This is a genomic window from Sulfuricurvum kujiense DSM 16994 (genome assembly GCF_000183725.1).
Taxonomy (GTDB): Bacteria; Campylobacterota; Campylobacteria; order Campylobacterales; family Sulfurimonadaceae; genus Sulfuricurvum; species Sulfuricurvum kujiense.
The window spans coordinates 515,185-532,679 of the sequence record NC_014762.1 but is presented as its reverse complement, the minus strand read 5'-3'; the positions used below and the strand labels follow the sequence as shown (position 1 = coordinate 532,679).

Annotated in this window: 20 protein-coding genes; 13 read left to right on the top strand and 7 right to left on the bottom strand. The window is 46.3% G+C overall.

Features of this window, described 5'->3' with window-relative positions; translation table 11 throughout:
- Positions 1-2: 2 nt before the first annotated feature.
- From feoB to SULKU_RS02795, 3 genes are read right to left on the bottom strand one after another with little or no spacing between them, the layout of a single operon-like run.
- Complete coding sequence (gene feoB / locus SULKU_RS02805; protein WP_013459416.1) at positions 3-2,114, bottom strand: ferrous iron transport protein B; 2,112 nt, start codon at positions 2,112-2,114, stop codon at positions 3-5.
- A complete protein-coding gene (locus SULKU_RS02800; RefSeq protein WP_013459415.1) occupies positions 2,104-2,343 on the bottom strand; it encodes a FeoA family protein in 240 nt (79 codons plus the stop codon). Before SULKU_RS02800 ends, feoB begins: the two co-directional genes overlap by 11 nt.
- Before the next feature lie 11 nt (positions 2,344-2,354).
- The gene (locus tag SULKU_RS02795; RefSeq protein ID WP_013459414.1) at positions 2,355-3,548 is read right to left on the bottom strand and encodes an OprD family outer membrane porin; all 1,194 of its coding nucleotides are present in this window, start codon (positions 3,546-3,548) and stop codon (positions 2,355-2,357) included.
- 149 nt (positions 3,549-3,697) lie between these two features.
- Here SULKU_RS02795 and SULKU_RS02790 point away from each other — a divergent pair, with 149 nt between their 5' ends.
- The gene (locus tag SULKU_RS02790) at positions 3,698-4,246 is read left to right on the top strand and encodes a CDP-alcohol phosphatidyltransferase family protein (protein WP_013459413.1); all 549 of its coding nucleotides are present in this window, start codon (positions 3,698-3,700) and stop codon (positions 4,244-4,246) included.
- Here SULKU_RS02790 and SULKU_RS02785 read toward each other — a convergent pair.
- A complete protein-coding gene (locus SULKU_RS02785; protein WP_013459412.1) occupies positions 4,241-5,551 on the bottom strand; it encodes a DNA recombination protein RmuC in 1,311 nt (436 codons plus the stop codon). The two genes, SULKU_RS02790 and SULKU_RS02785, sit on opposite strands and share 6 nt — an antisense overlap.
- A gap of 62 nt (positions 5,552-5,613) precedes the next feature.
- Here SULKU_RS02785 and SULKU_RS02780 point away from each other — a divergent pair, with 62 nt between their 5' ends.
- On the top strand, positions 5,614-6,015 hold the full coding sequence (locus tag SULKU_RS02780; protein ID WP_013459411.1) for a YchJ family protein: 402 nt from the start codon (positions 5,614-5,616) through the stop codon (positions 6,013-6,015).
- A gap of 24 nt (positions 6,016-6,039) precedes the next feature.
- Here SULKU_RS02780 and SULKU_RS02775 read toward each other — a convergent pair whose 3' ends face one another.
- The gene (locus SULKU_RS02775; RefSeq protein ID WP_013459410.1) at positions 6,040-6,843 is read right to left on the bottom strand and encodes a formylglycine-generating enzyme family protein; all 804 of its coding nucleotides are present in this window, start codon (positions 6,841-6,843) and stop codon (positions 6,040-6,042) included.
- Between the two features lie 196 nt (positions 6,844-7,039).
- Between SULKU_RS02775 and rho the strand changes: the two genes are divergently transcribed.
- From rho to SULKU_RS02740, 7 genes are all read left to right on the top strand, one after another.
- Complete coding sequence (rho, locus tag SULKU_RS02770; protein WP_013459409.1) at positions 7,040-8,365, top strand: transcription termination factor Rho; 1,326 nt, start codon at positions 7,040-7,042, stop codon at positions 8,363-8,365.
- 1 nt (position 8,366) lies between these two features.
- Positions 8,367-9,113, top strand: a complete 747-nt coding sequence (gene murI / locus SULKU_RS02765; protein ID WP_013459408.1) for a glutamate racemase — start codon at positions 8,367-8,369, stop codon at positions 9,111-9,113.
- 126 nt (positions 9,114-9,239) lie between these two features.
- Complete coding sequence (locus SULKU_RS02760; protein WP_013459407.1) at positions 9,240-10,889, top strand: DNA polymerase III subunit gamma/tau; 1,650 nt, start codon at positions 9,240-9,242, stop codon at positions 10,887-10,889.
- A 197-nt stretch (positions 10,890-11,086) separates the two neighbouring features.
- Complete coding sequence (locus SULKU_RS02755; protein ID WP_013459406.1) at positions 11,087-11,305, top strand: cold-shock protein; 219 nt, start codon at positions 11,087-11,089, stop codon at positions 11,303-11,305.
- A gap of 176 nt (positions 11,306-11,481) precedes the next feature.
- Positions 11,482-11,667: a hypothetical protein gene (locus tag SULKU_RS02750; protein ID WP_013459405.1), complete on the top strand. Its 186-nt coding sequence runs from the start codon at positions 11,482-11,484 to the stop codon at positions 11,665-11,667.
- 12 nt (positions 11,668-11,679) lie between these two features.
- Positions 11,680-12,333 (top strand): class I SAM-dependent methyltransferase, encoded by a 654-nt coding sequence (locus SULKU_RS02745; RefSeq protein WP_013459404.1) that lies wholly within the window; start codon positions 11,680-11,682, stop codon positions 12,331-12,333.
- A gap of 55 nt (positions 12,334-12,388) precedes the next feature.
- Complete coding sequence (locus SULKU_RS02740; RefSeq protein WP_013459403.1) at positions 12,389-12,748, top strand: cupin domain-containing protein; 360 nt, start codon at positions 12,389-12,391, stop codon at positions 12,746-12,748.
- Between the two features lies 1 nt (position 12,749).
- Here the strand turns inward: SULKU_RS02740 and SULKU_RS15260 are convergent, their stop codons facing one another.
- On the bottom strand, positions 12,750-12,881 hold the full coding sequence (locus SULKU_RS15260; RefSeq protein WP_013459402.1) for a hypothetical protein: 132 nt from the start codon (positions 12,879-12,881) through the stop codon (positions 12,750-12,752).
- Positions 12,882-12,964: 83 nt separating this feature from the next.
- Here SULKU_RS15260 and SULKU_RS02735 point away from each other — a divergent pair, with 83 nt between their 5' ends.
- Entirely contained in the window at positions 12,965-13,603 is a 639-nt protein-coding gene (locus tag SULKU_RS02735) for an HAD family hydrolase (RefSeq protein WP_013459401.1), read from the top strand.
- A gap of 1 nt (position 13,604) precedes the next feature.
- On the opposite strand, the gene SULKU_RS02730 is transcribed toward SULKU_RS02735, so the two are convergent.
- Entirely contained in the window at positions 13,605-14,204 is a 600-nt protein-coding gene (locus SULKU_RS02730; RefSeq protein WP_013459400.1) for a hypothetical protein, read from the bottom strand.
- An 85-nt stretch (positions 14,205-14,289) separates the two neighbouring features.
- On the opposite strand from SULKU_RS02730, the gene SULKU_RS02725 reads away from it, so the two are divergent.
- The 3 genes from SULKU_RS02725 to SULKU_RS14205 all read left to right on the top strand — a co-directional run bounded on the left by SULKU_RS02725 (position 14,290) and on the right by SULKU_RS14205 (position 17,339).
- Positions 14,290-14,481, top strand: coding sequence for a YwbE family protein (locus tag SULKU_RS02725; RefSeq protein WP_013459399.1), 192 nt, complete (start codon positions 14,290-14,292; stop codon positions 14,479-14,481).
- A gap of 146 nt (positions 14,482-14,627) precedes the next feature.
- A complete protein-coding gene (locus tag SULKU_RS02720; protein WP_041666722.1) occupies positions 14,628-16,319 on the top strand; it encodes an NACHT domain-containing protein in 1,692 nt (563 codons plus the stop codon).
- A gap of 135 nt (positions 16,320-16,454) precedes the next feature.
- Positions 16,455-17,339 (top strand): pentapeptide repeat-containing protein, encoded by an 885-nt coding sequence (locus SULKU_RS14205; RefSeq protein ID WP_049766953.1) that lies wholly within the window; start codon positions 16,455-16,457, stop codon positions 17,337-17,339.
- The last annotated feature ends 156 nt before the right edge of the window (positions 17,340-17,495 follow it).

Here is a 17,495-nt window from a genome sequence, read left to right as displayed (position 1 = left end):
TCTTAGCTGATCGCTAAGACCAGACGATAGGCTAAAAATGCCAATGAATAGGCGACAATCGTCGTAAAGGCGAACAGATATCCGAAATATTTGATCCCCCCCGCTTCACGGGTAAAGACGACCGATGCCGCCAGACACGGCAAGTAGGTCATAATGACGACGATAAACGCTACCGCCGAAGCAAACGGGATTTGAGAACTGATCGTCGAGATAAGCGAATGGTCTTCTTCCGTCGCATCGCTTCCGAGTGAGTATAATACGCCCATCGTCGAAACGACGACCTCTTTTGCCGCCAATCCCGTCTGTAAAGCCACCGCCATTTTCCAATCAAATCCGAGCGGTTCAAACGCCGGTTCGATTGCATGTCCGATTCTTCCCAAAAAGCTTTGTTCCAACGCCGCTTCGGCCAATCGGTTCTCCAGTATTTTTACTTCTTCCGGCGACGATGCCGCTTCGATTTTCAGTGCATACGCCTTATCAAGAGCGCTGTCTTTCGGATAGGTACTTAAAAACCACACGAGCAGTGACGCCGCGGCGATGAACGTCCCCGCTTTTTTCAGATACATCATCGTCTTGGTCAAAACCGTATGCCAAATGAGCTTCACCGAAGGGAGGCGGTATTTCGGCATCTCCATGACAAAGGGCTCATCAGCACCTTTAAACGCCGTCATTTTAAGAACTTTCGCGGCAATAAGTCCGATAATCGCTCCGAGAATATAGATGCCAAAAAGTACGTTCCCCGCCATTTCGGGTCCGAAAAATGCTCCCGTAAAGAGGACATAGACGGGGAGACGCGCACCGCAGCTCATAAACCCGATGACAAAAAGGGTCAAAAGGCGGTCACGGTCATTTTTCAAAATCCGCGCCGACATATAGGCGGGAATCGAACATCCGAAACCCGTTACCAGCGGAATGAACGACTGTCCGTGCAAACCGAATTTATGGAAAAAACCGTCCAGCAAAAACGCGACACGCGACATATATCCCGTCGCCTCGAGCAATGCGATCCCCACAAACAAAATAACGATATTGGGGACAAACAATACCACCGCGCCCACCCCGGCTATGACTCCGTCCACGATCAAAGAGCGGATCTCGTCATTGCGGATCGTTGAACCTACCGCTTCGCCGAACCAGCCGAAAAAGGCATCGATCCAATCCATCGGAATGCTTCCGATCTCAAAGGTAAGCTGAAACAGCCCCCACATGAAAAAGAGAAAAATCGGTATCCCGAATATCGGATGAATCAACACGCTGTCGATTTTCTCCGTCGTCGTTTTCTGCTGAGCTGCTTTGGGTTTCACCTTGACCGCTTCGGCCAAAATTCCCCGATTGTAGGAGAAATACTCTTCGGCAAAAATCTCTTTGATATCGTCGCTGTCATGATGCAGCTCGATATGGCGGTCCGCTTCGATCAGCATCGGCTGCAATTCGGTCCAGATCGGATTGTCATGCAGCGTACGATAGGTTTTTTTCTCTTTTTGGAGAAGATTGATCGCGATGTTTCGGTTGCTGATGGATGCCTTGAATTTATGTTTATCCAGATAATCGGTAATAAGGGCAATTTCCTCTTCGACCGCCTCGCTGAAGATCAGTTTTTGTTCCTGAACAGGGTTCTCATACACACTGATCACCGCTCTCATCAGCTCATCCAGCCCCGATTTTGCCGCCGCCGATACACGGATACACGGAATACCGAGCAGCTGGGTCAGATACGCTGCATCGATCTCTATCCCCTCACGATCGGCTTCGTCCGACATATTGAGCGCCATGACGATCTTTTTGCTCATTGTCATCAGCTCCGCCGTAAGCTGAAGATTTTTCTCCAGATTGGTCGAATCGAGGACATTGATAATCAAATCATAATGCTCATTGCATAGAAAGTCGTGCGTTACCCGCTCTTCGATCGAGTAGTCCGTAAATGCATACGTTCCGGGGAGGTCGACGACACTGAAATCGTATCCGTCGTATTCAAATATGACTTCGGTCTTTTCAACCGTCACCCCCGTAAAATTTCCGACATGAAGCCGTGCGTTGCTGATCGAATTGATAAGCATGCTTTTTCCCACATTAGGCTGTCCTACGAGAGCGACTTTAATTTTTTTATCGGACATCGGTTACCTCGATCAGCTCTGCCTCTTCACGGCGCAGCGCAATATTCATATTCCCCACTTTGATCTCAAAGGTGCTGTTGGTGAGAGCACACTCCAGCATTTTGACTTCCGAACCCTTCATCAGCCCGAACGAGATGAGACGCTGTTTTAGCGGCCCTTTGGCATTGATTTTGACAACTGTAGCGACTCCCCCCTTGGTGCAGGCACTCAGTAATGTCATCGTATTCATACTAATCCTTCTTAGAAACTGTAGCTAAGCCGGAGCAAAAAGCGGTCATAACCGCCGTCCGTTCCTGAATCGCCCGTATTTTTATTTTTGTCATCGATGGTCGCATAGCTCATATCGGCACATACATTTTCGTTAATATCATAGGCCAGTACGATATCAAATTCACTCACTTTGGCGTCCAAACCGCCCGTTTTTCCTTTGAATTTTCCGTACAGCGCCGCTAATGTCAGCCCATCTATCCCTGCATCGCTCATATCCAGTTCGGCATTGAACTGATAAGCCTTTGCATCTTCCAATCCATCAATCGTCATCTCTTCCATCGACGTGAAATACGGTCCCCCGCCGAATCCGTTGACGATCGCTTTTCCGGTATCGCTGTTGACTTCGTTATACGCCGCACCAACCGTCAACATATCGATATTAAAACTCGCACCGACTCCGTAAACCGTACCGTCGATCGTACTGTTTAGCGATTCGTTAAACTGCCCGAACTGGGCTGCCACTTCGATTCCCGATGTTTCGTAGAGTTCCATTGCGTATGTCGCATCCGCATAAAGGACATTGGCTATATTGTCGATACCGTAGTACCACCCCTGCAATGCCAGATTCTCGACACTCTCGTTGGTAATCCCCGCTATAGCAGCACCGTGACTGTCGGCACCGTCCAGTTTTTTGAACTTCGATATATCGTTACCCGAATCGTATCCGGCGAAACGCTTCACGACTCCGCCTACCAGCGTTGAGCCCTCGAATCCTTTATAGGTTGCTATTGCCGCTTCAAAAGTATTGGGGTGCATACGGATATCATCGGTATCGGCCAACGGGGTGTCGATCTGCTGGCGTCCGATACGCAATGCGAAATCGTTTCGCGTATAATCGATATACGCTTCACCCAGATAGACGTAGGAATCGGCATTATCCGCAAATAGGTCGTTATTGGCTTTTTCATTATCCCCCGTTGCAAACGGGAGCTTTTGGCTTATGTATGCCGCAACACCGAACTTTAGGTCGTTCCATACTCCAGTCTCGTATTTGAGCACTCCGCCGAGTGCTGTAGCATACGTATCAGCTCCGAGTGCATTATCCTGATTAACATAGGCCGCACGTATCTGTCCGCTTGCCTTGCCCGTCTTAAGTGCATCTTCGATATTCGCACCACTTAATGCCGTAACAGCCGCGATACTAACCAACAGTGTCTTCTTCATCACTATTCCTTACGTTCATTTTATCTTATTAGCAGAATGATAAAGATTATCAACTTATACTATCCTTAATAATGATAACCTTTTTCAATTAGAGCGTTTTGTGACTTTAGATATAATACTGAATCAAATAATACCTTATTAGGACTTTTATGCAATTTTTATGGCGCTCTACCAGTCACTTTAACTTAGCCAACCTCATAACTATGGCAAATATCACCTGCGGTCTTTTGGCAACCTATTTCATTACCCAAAACCAATTCATAGTCGCCGTAATCCTCGCATGGATGGGGGGAGCATTTGATATTTTCGACGGAAAAATCGCCCGTAAATACGCATTATCCAATGAGTTTGGGGTACAGCTTGATTCGTTCGCCGACTTTCTCAGTTTCGTACTTGTCCCGACCTTTTTTATCTTTCAGGGGGTCTATACCCACCTCTCAGGACTACCGCTTATCATCACTTCGATCGCCTCTATCTACTATGTGATCAGCGGTCTTCGCCGTCTGATCCAGTTTAACATCAATACCGATGCGGGAGAAGTGGCGAAACATTTTACGGGGGTTCCGACACCGCTGGGAGCGATTTTGCTGTGGCTGGTCTGGCTTGGGTCTGATTTTATCGGATGGATGGGGGTACTTGCTCTGATGATCATCATCGGAGCGCTGCTGAATTCAAAGGTGAAGATTCCTCACCTATAAAAGCGTTTCTTCGTCGTCTGCTTCCGTAAGAGATGACGGAAGCAACTTTTTGGGCTTCAATCCCAGTTTGCGCATCGACTCGACACGACGGATGAGATTTCCTTTTCCGCTACTGAGTTTGTTCATCGCCCCCTCATAGCTTTTCTGGGTGCGTCCGATCTGCTCGCCGATTTTCTCCATATCCTCTACAAACGCCACCAGTTTCTCATACAGCGCTTCGGCCGATTCGGCGATCGCTTTGGCGTTACGCTCCTGATACTCGCTTCGCCAGATATGTTCTATCGTGCGAAGGGTAACCAATAAAGTAGAAGGCGAAACGACGACAATGTTTTGCTCATATGCCGTCTTAAAGAAGGTGTTATCCTGCTCCAGTGCAAGGAGAAACGCCCCCTCGATCGGCATAAAAAGGAGAACAAAATCGAGGGTTCGCACACCGCTGAGCTGTTCGTACCGTTTTGTGCTTAGCCCTTTAATATGGGAATGGATCGAGAGAAGATGCTGTTTCAGCGCATGGGAGCGCTCTTCATCACTCTCAGCACGGATAAACGCATCGTAGGCTACGAGGGAGACTTTCGAGTCGATGATGATGTCTTTGTTTTGCGGCAGATGGATAATGACGTCGGGGCGGAACTTTTTCCCCTCTTCGTCGCTGAGGGTGCTTTGCACTTCGTACTCATGCCCCTCGCGCAAACCCGACTCTTCCAAAATCCGCTCGAGAACGATCTCTCCCCAGTTCCCCTGGGTTTTGTTTTCCCCTTTAAGCGCTTGGGTGAGGTTGAGCGCATCCTGGCTAAGCCGCTCGTTGAGGGTTTTGAGACGGAGAATTTCGTCTTTGATACTTTGGCGCTCTTTGGCGTCATGGATAAACTGCTCTTTGCTCTGGGTTGCGAACTGTGCGATCTGCTCGCGAAACGGTTTAAGCAGCAGATCCAGCCCTTTGGTATGCGCTTCGTCAAAGGTTTTGGCCTTTTGTTCGAAAATCTGCGCCGCCAACTGCTCGAACTGCACTTTCATCTGTGCCTTCGCTTCATCCAGAAGGCGAATTTTTTCTTCAAAACCGCGTGACGACTCTTCGTACCGGGTATGGAGCACCGCGAAATCTCTCTCCAATGCGTGATACTCTTTTTGGACGGTGTCGAGTTCTCCCTGGATTTTTGTTTTCAGTGACTGTTCTTTTATATACAGTTCCTGCAGCTGCAGGGCACGTGCTTCGAGCAATGCGTAGTGTTGGCGGGATTGGTTCCACATCCATCCGAGTATTCCGGCAGCCGTAAAGCCGATAAGGGTTGTTATTTCGTAGATCATAAAAGCGATTATAGCCCAGGAGGGCTAAGAGGTTAAAAAGATGTCATTTTGTAAGATACGGCATGAAGATATCATCCAATGCCCCCTGCCCCTGCCACAGCGGCAAAAAATACAAACAATGCTGTCAGCCTTATCATAAAGGAATCCTCCCCGCCGATGCCCTGAAACTGATGCGTTCACGCTACAGTGCTTTTGCATTGGGCGCAGCAGACTATATCATGGCGACTACCCATCCGAATAATCCCGACTATACAGAGGATAAAGAGAGCTGGAGACAAAGCATCCTGAGTTTTTCAAACGGAACCCGTTTTTTAGGTTTGAAGATTCATGATTTTATTGACGGAAGCGAAGAGGCGTTTGTGACGTTTGAAGCCCTATTCGACAGCGGTATCCTCAAAGAGAAAAGCCGCTTTTTAAAAGAAGGCGGAAAATGGCTTTATGAGAGCGGAGAATTTAAAGAATAACGCGCACGGGAACAGCGTATCAAATTAACGTAATGGATTCCCGTTGATGACCAGACGAAAGCCGATATCGTTGGCAACCAGATCGGGACGCGAATATCCCCGAAACGAACTTCGAAGACACAAATATCCCGTTTTGTAGCTTCCGCCGCGGCGCACCTTAAATGACTCCCCCTCGGCTCCGCCGATACGGGGGCTGCCGTCATTCGGCGCTCCGTTGTAGTTGGCGAAAAAGTCGTCTTCGCACCATTCCCATACGTTTCCGAGCAGCCCGTAAATCCCTAAACGGTTAGGCAGTTTATCGTCAACAATCGACGTCCGACCGTTCGAGCTGTATTCATAAATAGCGTAGTCATCCAGCAGCGCTTCGGAATCTCCGAATGAAAAGCGGGTATTTCCTCCCGCTTTGGCGGCATATTCCCATTGCGCTTCGGTCGGTAACGCGTAAAAACGTGTTTTCCCCTCAAAACGGTTCATCAGCTCCACGTAGGCTTTGGCGTCAAACCAACTCACCTGCTCCACCGGATGGCGGCGGGAACTCTCCTCTTCAACTTTGTCATTTTTAAAAAAGGAAGGGTTAACACGGGTAAGTTTGAAATACTGTTCTTGCGTTACAGGGTATTTCGCGATCCAAAACCCGCCCAGTCTTACGGGGTGTTCAGGCGATTCGACCTCTCCTCCCTCATTATACTGAGGGTTGCGTCCCATCATATATTCTCCGCCGTCAACATACAAAAACTCCATACCGATCGAATTCGTAAAATGTCTGGGAGTTTCCACCGCGGCTGCCGCGGGTATTTCTTCGGCTTTCTTTTTGAAAAAATCGAACAAGGCAAACCTTTTTAAATATGTTTATTCTACTTAATGAAAAGAGACATAGCAAAAACCGTTCACAATTTGGAAAATTTATATTCTTGACAACCCGCTTCGCTATAGTTTATAATGTCGCAATAAAACAATGACCTGTCGATGACATCTCACCTAAAACTCGCCGATTAAATCCACTACACTTTAAGGCATTCCACGCATGAGCGATACCGCAAAAACTCCTCGAAACAACTCGAAAAACCGAACCCATATACCGGTTGACGGCTTTACGATTGAAGCACTCCGTACCAAAAAGCTTGAAGATCTCCTTGAGATTGCCACCTCGTTAAGTATTGAAGATCCTAACGAACTCAAACGTCAGGATTTGATTTTTGAAATTCTCAAAACACAGGTTCAGCAAGGGGGATTCATCCTCTTTACGGGAATTTTGGAGATTATGCAAGACGGCTACGGCTTCTTGCGTGCCGTTGATCAGTCTTTCAGCGACTCGATGCACGATGCGTACGTTTCCAGCACCCAAATCCGCCGTTTCGCACTTCGTAACGGGGATATCGTTACGGGTCAGGTACGCGCACCGAAAGATCAGGAGCGCTACTACGCCCTCCTCAAAGTCGAAGCGATCAACTACCTCCCTCCCGAAGAGTCGAAAAAACGTCCTTTATTCGAAAATCTTACTCCGCTTTATGCGCTGGAGCAGATCAAACTCGAATACCAGCCGACGAAACTCACCGGACGGATGATGGATTTGTTTGCCCCTATCGGTAAAGGGCAGCGCGGACTGATCGTCGCACCTCCTAGATCGGGTAAAACGGAGTTGATGAAAGAGATCGCCCACGGTATCACCAACAACCACCCCGAAATCGAACTGATGGTTCTCCTCGTCGACGAACGCCCCGAAGAGGTTACCGACATGGAGCGCTCCGTCAAAGGTGAAGTTTACAGCTCGACATTTGACGAACCGGCAAAAAATCACGTCAAAGTCGCCGAAATGGTCATCGAACGGGCAAAACGGCGCGTCGAGCTCGGCAAAGACGTCGTGATCCTCCTTGACTCAATCACCCGTCTCGCACGTGCGTACAATACCGTAACGCCGAGTTCGGGAAAAGTTCTCTCGGGAGGGGTTGATGCGAATGCACTCCACAAACCGAAACGGTTCTTCGGTGCGGCGCGTAACATCGAAAACGGCGGAAGTTTGACGATCATCGCAACCGCCCTCGTCGAGACGGGAAGCCGTATGGACGAGGTTATTTTCGAAGAGTTCAAAGGGACCGGTAACTCCGAGATAGTCCTCAGCCGTAAAATCTCCGATCGCCGTATCTTCCCGGCTATCGATATCCTCAAATCGGGAACCCGTAAAGAAGAGCTTCTCCTCGGACCGGATGTATTGCAAAAAGTATTTGTCCTTCGCTCGATGCTGCATAAACAAGAGGACGAAGTCGAAGCGCTCCGCTTCCTCTACAACACCATGCTCAAAAGCAAGTCCAATATCGAATTCCTTGACAGCATGAACGAGTCGACCAAATAAGATGAGAGTCGGGGTCTTTGACAGCGGTGTCGGGGGTTTAAGCGTCGTCAAATCGCTTTTGGAACATAAACTCTTCGAAGAGATCATCTACTTCGGGGATACCGCCCGCGTCCCTTACGGGGTCAAAGATCAAAACACGATCATCCGATACTCTCTCGAAGCCCTCGAATTTTTCAAAAACTTTGAAATCGACTTGCTCATCACCGCGTGCAACACCGTCAGCGCCTATGCTCTTGATGAGATGAGAGAACACAGCCACTGCGACGTTATCGGGGTTGTCGATCCGGGGGTATTGGCCCTTAAAAATGCGATCCCCTCGAATGACGCCAATATCCTCATCCTCGGGACCAAAGCAACCGTCAAATCGGGAGCCTACGAAAAAGGGCTTCGCTCCCTCGGCTACCGAAACCTCAGTGCTATTGCGACAAGCCTCCTCGTCCCTATCGTCGAAGAGGGGCTGTATGAGGGGGAAGTACTCCAAAGTGCGCTGCACCACTATTTCCGCGATTTGGAAAAAACTCCCGACGCGATCATCCTCGGATGTACCCATTTCCCCCTCGTAGCCCGTGCGATCGATACCTATTTCGAAGGAAAAAGCACCCTGATTCACTCGGGTGAAGCAATCGTCGAATATCTGGAGAGCCATTACGACTTCACAAAACGCTTTGATACTACGAATCTCAAGTTTTTCGCTTCCGAAAATCCCGAAGGGCTTCGCCGCGTCGCCAAAGAGTGGCTGGCACTGTAATCTAAAATTTATCGTAACCACGGTAAAGTAACATATATGATGTTATGCACTAAAACGAATACATCCGTTTTAGTGGTATTTATGCGCACTTTTAAAAGTGCGTAAAATAAATTAAAGAGGTCTCAATTGGGCACATCCGAAGTACTCGCACTTAAATACCGTCCTCGACGTTTCGAAGAACTGATCGGACAGGAGAGTATTTCCCAGACCCTTTCTCTCGCCCTTGATTCCAAACGCCTCTCTCACGCATATCTTTTTTCCGGACTTCGCGGTTCGGGTAAAACCTCGACCGCCCGTATTTTTGCCAAATCGCTTATCTGTGAAAACGGCCCGACTTCGGCGCCGTGCGACGTGTGCAGCCACTGTGTCATGGCAAACGAGGGGCGCCATATCGACATCATCGAGATGGACGCCGCTTCCAGCCGCAAAATCGACGATATCCGCGATCTGATCGAACACACCAAATACCGCCCCGCCAGCGCGAACGTTAAAATCTTTATCATCGACGAAGTCCATATGCTGACCAAAGAGGCGCATAATGCCCTCCTTAAAACCCTTGAAGAGCCGCCCGAATACGTCAAGTTCATCCTCGCGACGACCGATCCGCTGAAGCTCCCTCCGACGATTCTGAGCCGAACGCAGCATTTCCGGTTCAAACGGATCAGCCACCCCAACATCGTCCACCATCTGAGCCATATCCTCCATCTGGAGAATATCGAGTATCAAGCCGAAGCGTTGGATATTCTCGCCCGCAGCGGTTCGGGGTCTTTGCGCGACACCCTCACCCTCCTCGATCAGGCGATCATCTATTCCAAAGGGTTCGTCGACGTCAAAACGGTTGCCGATATGCTGGGGCTTTTGGATCCCGACTACATCAGCCGACTCTTTGACGCTATTTTTGCCAAAGACCGCTCTAGCCTCATCTCTATGCTTCAAGAGCTCGAAGCGTACGAATCGGAGATGGTGATCGACGAGCTGATCGCTTATCTCAAAGAGCGATTGTATGAGGGGGATCACCGTTTCAGCCCGCTCGTCATCGAGCGGTTTTTTAGAATCCTCAGCGATGCCAAAACCCTTTTTGCGATCAATGCCGACGGCGGGTTTGTCGTGAGTCTCGTCCTCTTTAAAATGATCGAAGCGCTCAAGATCAAAGAGATCGACGAGATGATCGAATCGCTCGAATCACGCGTCTCTCATACTCCGGCCAAAGCAACGGCTTCACCGATACACAGCGAAGCCGCCGCCGAAACGCCGAGTATCCGTGTTACACCGGCTCCTATGCCTGTAAAATCGCAATTCGAACAATTGTGCGCCCTGATCAGTGACCGAAGTGCGGAGCTGGGCGCATGTTTTAAAAACAACGTTACGTTCCTTTCGTATGAAGAGAGTATCCTGACCTGGGAAAGCTGTGCCGAAGGAGAAGATAAAGAGCTGCTCAAAAACAGTTTCGGCATCATCCGCCAGTTTGTCCGTGAAATCTACGGGGTCACAACCCAGATCAAATCGCAAGGGTGTACAAAGAGCGCGGAAGAACTCTCTCCCGCTCCCGTTATCGAAGAGCCCTCATTCACCGAAGCCCCTGCCGAAGAAGAAACGGTTGCCGAGAACGACTCTATGATCGAGGAGGCCGAAATCGGCGTCGGAAGCTGCGTCAGTCAGTGCGACGAGAGCAGTGTCAAAGAGTTTGACGGCGGCGACGTCCTCAAAGAACCGATGATCCAAAAGGCGGCTGAATTGTTCGAAGCGACCAAAATCACCGTCCAATCGAAAGTTTAAAAAGAATTTAAGAAAAACCTTGCTATTAAGGTTTTTTTCAGCTATACTTGCCGTTAAGAAAGATGATTTAGAGTTTCATCTTTGGTTTGCTTTTTATTGAAGACCTTTTAGTTAACAGTACGATCTACCTTAGAATACTCCACTTTATATTTTCGGCCACCTTGAAAAAGGTGTATTTTTAACACAAAGGGTTTACTATGGCAGACGTACTAAACGGAACCGTTAAATGGTTCAACAGCGAAAAAGGTTTTGGATTTATCCAACAAGATAACGGCGGTAAAGATGTATTCGTACATTTCCGTCAAATCAACAGCACTGGTTACGGCCGTGTTTCTCTTGACGAAGGTCAAAAAGTAACTTACACTGTAGGTCAAGGCGAAAAAGGCCCACAAGCAGAAAACGTTACTGCACTGTAACTTATACTTGTGTGACACATCTAAATGAGCTAAGCCCATTTAGATGGCAAGGACAATTTTGTCCTTTGCAATCCCCTAAAGCTTTCCGCATTTATGCGGAAGATTCCATTTTTTCCACAAATCATTTTACTAAGACACTATTAGGTGTTTTTCCAAGCCGATTTACAAGGACCACTATGGAAAGCAAAGAAGCCGTTTTAAGCGCATTAAAAGAGGGTAAAAAACTTACCAGCACCATTACGGGACTCCAATACACCCTGATCGGCGGACAGCTTCACGCCCGCAGCAGCGAAAAAACCGACTGGCACGAAAGTGAACTCCGTTTCGACAATCCCCCTTCATGGTTAAACCTTCGCGCATAAGCGAAGGTCCTTATGTCCGAATCCATACGATTTCGCTACCAGACCCTCGAATTTACGAATACGGATATCCACGTCCGAACCCTCCGAGACACACAGCAGTACTTTGACACCGACGGCAGGGCCGAAAAGCTCGGGATATCCTCAGCCTCGTGGCCGCTGTTCGGAGTGATCTGGGATTCGAGCAAGATTCTCGCCCATCTGATGAGCGATTTTGATATCGAGGGGAAACGGATTTTAGAGGTGGGGTGCGGGATAGGGTTGGCCAGTCTCGTCCTCAACCACCGATCCGCCGACATCACCGCAACCGATTACCACCCCGAGGCGGAGTGCTTTATGGATGAGAACGTCCGAATTAACAACGACGAGCACATCCCGTTTATCCGAACCGGATGGGGAGATTTGGACGATGCTCTGGGCAAATTCGACCTCATCATCGGAAGCGATCTTCTCTACGAGCGTGATCATATCCATCTGTTGGCGGGATTCATCGACCGCCACACCGCGCAGGAGTGCGAAGTGATCATCGTCGATCCGGGCCGCGGCAACCACGCCAATTTCAGCAAAAGAATGGTGAGTCTCGATTTTTCCCATACCCAGAGCAAACCTCTCGATACCCACTATCTTACCCTCCCCTTTAAAGGGCAGCTTTTACGCTACAAACGTTAGAAATTTTTAACTCCCCTGTGCTACTCTTTCGTAATTTACCATAACGAGGCACTCTATGTTTCTGCACAAAAAAATCGACACTATTGAAGCGGCTCCCCAAAAAGCGGGCAAAGGGGTGGCTATGAAAATGCTCCTCTCACCCGATGAATCTCCCCACTTTGCGATGCGCAACTTTACGATCGAAGCGGGCGGACATATGCCGCTGCACACCAATACGGTCGAACATGAACAGTATGTCCTCGGCGGACGGGCAAAAGTAACGATCGGGGATAAGACGATTGAAGCTGGGGCGGGAGATGTACTGCTCATCCCCGCAGGGGTTCCTCACAGCTATGAGACACTCGGAGACGAAACGTACAGTTTTTTGTGTCTCGTACCGAAAGGGACGGACGTTATCGAAGTATTAGCGTGCTAAATTAGTTATTGGTTCCGCGGATAACACGTTTGACGTCATTGAGGCCGTCGTTGACACCGTCACCGAACTCTTTGGCGGTACATCCGCTCAACATCAAAATTGCCATTAGGCTCACCAGTACCGAACGGGTCATATTTTCTCCTAAATTTTTAAATAGTTGCGAATTATAGCCCGTTTGCCGTTCACAATAGGTTTATCATTGGATATCATTGCGCTATGAAAAAGCATATCCTTTTTGACAACGACGGCGTCCTCGTCGATACCGAACACTGGTACTATACCGCCAGCGCCGAAGTGTTAGCGTCACACGGCTACACCCTCACCCCCGAGCGCTACCGCGACATCATGATCGCGGGAGAGAGCGCCTTTCTGATCGCCGAAGAGACGGGGGTGCCGATCAGCGTCACCGACCGATGGCGCGCAAAGCGAAACGAACTCTATCAGCACTATCTCCGCACCGAAGAGATCGCCATCCCGGGCGTGCGGGAAGTACTTGAGCAACTCTCCGAGCGCTACCGCATGGGGATCGTCACCTCGGCGCTGCGATGCGATTTCGAACTCATCCATGCCGCGCGCGGAATAACCGACTATATGGATTTCGTCCTCTGCAGCGGCGAATACCCCCGTGCCAAGCCCTACCCCGACCCCTATCTCCTGGGACTGGAGCGTCTGGGGGGTGAGAAACACGAGACAATCATCGTCGAAGATTCCGAACGGGGCCTTCGCTCTGCGGTGGATGCGGGGATCGAGTGTGTCATCGTCCACAACCGCTTTACCGAAAGCCACGATTTTACCAAAGCGACCCATCGGATCAAAACGCTCGACGAATTGGTCGCTCTGCTGGAAAAACTCTAAATCAGCTTTTACGAAATCCGAACAGTTCCAACGAACTTTTCGTCGCACGGGCAATGATGCTCTGTTCAGGTCTGAGCATCGCATCGGAAATCACCTTTACCGCCCCCGCTATCTCCTCAAACCCGTGAGTGGGATAGGTGCTTTGCAGTACGAGGCGATCCATACTCAGTTTATTGAGAGACTCGGTGTCAAATGCTCCGATAGTACCCGCCCCCAATGCGAGTAAAAAGTTCGGCAACTCGCTGTTTTCGTGTGTCGCGTTCAGAATAACGCCTCGACAATCAGCTAACAACGATCTTAGCGTCTCATTCAGATACGATTCGTCAATTACGAGAGGCTTCTGTGTTGTCGGAAGCAATGCGCGGTCTTGCTCATCCACTACCGAATAGGCGATGCAGTTTTCATCGGCTTGATCGCTCAAATGAAGCGGCAGAGAGTAAAAGATGCTCCCGTATTCGCCCGCGATCTTTTTTGCTTCGGTGATCTCTCGGGGAGTGGTCGGATGGATGAAAAACATCTGCACCATCGAATCTTCCATAATATCATCCAGATTATCGAAAAAATCCTCATCTGCGTCGCATAGATTGACATCGATCGTCATGCTTCCCCTTTGGAGTGTTATCTCTACGGGTATGCAAATGCGGTTCTATCCGCTATCATTGCACCACTAAGACCAAGGAAAGATTATGGACGGCAGAGAACGCAAAAACATTATGTCGGGGAAACGGGTGAGCATCGTCCTCAAAGAGGATCAGAGAACGGGGAAACTCACCGAGGGGATTGTCCGCGATATCCTCACCAAATCTGCCATCCATCCGCACGGGATCAAAGTGAGATTGATGAGCGGGGAAGTGGGACGAGTCAAAGAGGTGTTTTAAATAAATTATCTATTCACTAGTTTTTATAATTTGCATTTTGAAATCATCTTGGATACAATTTATATTAGAAACAAACAAATATTAATTTTATTTTTTAAATATAGATTTTAATAAAGCTGTTTGACAATATACAAGGACAAAACAGGATGCTAAATACTCCTAAATTCAAATTAAAAAAGCAAGTACATTTTTTAAATAAACCATTGAAATTTGAGTTCAAAAATTTATTTATTTCACTAACAAAATCTGCTGTCGATGCCTATAATGCAAAATGGGATGATGCTGCCAAAGATGCACTCGATTCTCTATCAGCAATGGGATTGCAAGACACTTGTGAAGAAAGAGGATGGTTATTAATCACGAGGTCTCTTACCAATGCAATTTTCACTCTGTCAACTGAACATACAGATATTTTTAATGAGTTTTCAACGTGTAAATCAGATATTGAAGATTTTTGCAAAAGAATAAGTGATTCTCTCGATTCATTTGAAATTGAACTTGATGAAGATTTCTTTTCAAATCCAGCATCACTAAATTTCATTATTCCATTCACAGAAGCCTTAAAAAGTTGGCTTATTGATCTCAATATTCCTGATTATAAAGCTCATGCGATCAAATCTCGTTTTCCCATGTATTTTGTATATTCACTCAATCAAGAGTGGATTAGTAATCATGAAAATTATAAATGTTTGCAAACTCAAATTAATTCACCTTTTACTCAAGCAACGACACAATTAAGTGAGTGGGAACGCTATTGTTCAGCTTTACAGCTTGATGTAGTACATGGTATGTTCCATGAAGCGTTCAGTTTAAAAGATATGTTTATTTGGCCTCGCGCTTACACAATAACTTATATCGAAAAAGGTTCTTTAAGGAAGCAACTACGAAAAGCTTTTTGGTTAAAAGAAGAATTATCTATTTGGCTTAGAAAAAAAGACTCAAAAGATGCTATACGAATTATCAGTGGTGGGCCTGGAAGTGGAAAATCATCTTTTGCCCGGATGTATGCTGCTGAGCTAGCATCAAACCGTGAAATAAACACCATTATAATCCCACTACATAGGCTAAAAGTCAAAGATGACTTTGAATACGCTATTGATGAATTCATTGAAAAGCATGCAAAATTATCAATAAATCCCCTAAAAATTGACAATATTCAATCAACACTATTGATTTTTGATGGACTTGATGAATTAGCAATGCAAGGCAAAGTAGGAGCTGAAACTGCTATCAATTTCATACGGCATGTCAAAGAAAAAATTAGTGAACATAACAATGGACATAAAACAGCTAAATTACTTGCATTGATCGGTGGTCGTGAAATTGTGATACAAGCCATAATGGATGATTATAGAAAAGAAGGGCAAATTATTTACTTATTGCCATATACCATAGAAAAAAATGAATTTAAAGAATACACTTCAGATCAATTACTCTCATTGGATCAAAGAGTAGAATGGTGGAATCGCTATCAACAATTTAACGGACAAAAAGTCACTGGATTGCCTACTGCATTAAATGAATCCAAGCTACGTGATGTTACTTCACAACCATTATTAAATTATTTAGTAGCTTTAAGTTATCAACGAGGCAAAATCGATTTCACTAAAGAACAAAATTTAAATACCGTTTATGCTGACCTTCTTGAAGGGGTCTATGAGCGAGGATATGAACAAAAACATAAATCAATTGAAGGAATTTCAAAAAAACAATTTGAACAAACACTTGAAGATATTTCATTAGCTGTATGGCATAGTGACGGACGAAAAGCCTCTATCCAGCAAATAGAAAACAAATGTAATCCTGCCGTTTTAAAAAGCTTTGCCGATGGGGCATAAAAAGGTATTGTAAAACTACTAACAGCATTTTATTTTCGTCATAGTGGTGATGCTTTTGATCAAACATTCGAATTCACTCATAAAAGTTTCGGTGAATATTTAATCGCCAAAAGACTTGTTAGAAGTATTCGATTAATGCATGATGAAATGGCAAGGCATGAAGAAGAATATGGTACAGGTTGGGATGAAACATTAGCATTGAGTAATTGGTATGCTTGGACTGGACCATCACGGATGGATCAGTATGTTTTTGATTTTATAGTCAATGAACTATCGCTAGCTGATTATGAAAAAGCTCTAAAATGGCAGCAATCATTAATAAAACTGCTATCACATGCTATACAAAATGATTTTCCGCTTTCTGCTCTTACTGAATCAGCAATTTCTTATAAAAAAATTGTTGCTTCTGTTCGCAATAGTAAAGAAAGTTTACTAGCAGCATTAAATGCTTGTGCCAACACCACAAAACAACAATCACTTATTTCTTGTCAAGGACAAGAGTTTGGTGACTTTTTACACTCACTTAGAAAGCAAAGAATAGGTGAAGATAATGTTTTAGCTTTAGACTGTCTCAATTATATACATTTACCATCAGCTATATTACATGTACAAGATTTTTATCGTGCTGACCTTAATAATTCAATATTAACAGATTCAGCAATGGCGCATTCTCTTCTTCAACATGCAAATTTATATAGAGCAAATTTATATAAAGCAAATTTATATAAAGCAAATTTAGCAGATTCTAATCTTGAAGAAGCATCTCTTCAAAAAGCAAACCTTCAAAATGCAAACCTTCAAAATGCCAATCTCTCTAATGCTAACCTGCAAGAAACAAATTTTGAAGGAGCAAATCTTGAAAGAGCAAATCTTGAAGGAGCAAATCTCTCTAATGCTAACCTGCAAGGAGCAAATCTTGCAAGCAGTAATTTAAATAAAACAAATATTGAAGGGGCAAATCTTAATGGAGCAAATCTTGAGCTGTATTATGGAACATACATATTAAATGAAACAAAATAGACAATTGTGTTAATAAATATTATTCTCACAAATTTGTATCTTTTGAGACGTCGAACCGCAGGTTAAATGGTCGAGCTGATCCGCTCGATATTTACCGCTTTCCCCTTACTATTCCTCTTCACATACTCCACAATCATCCCATAAACAGCACACCCT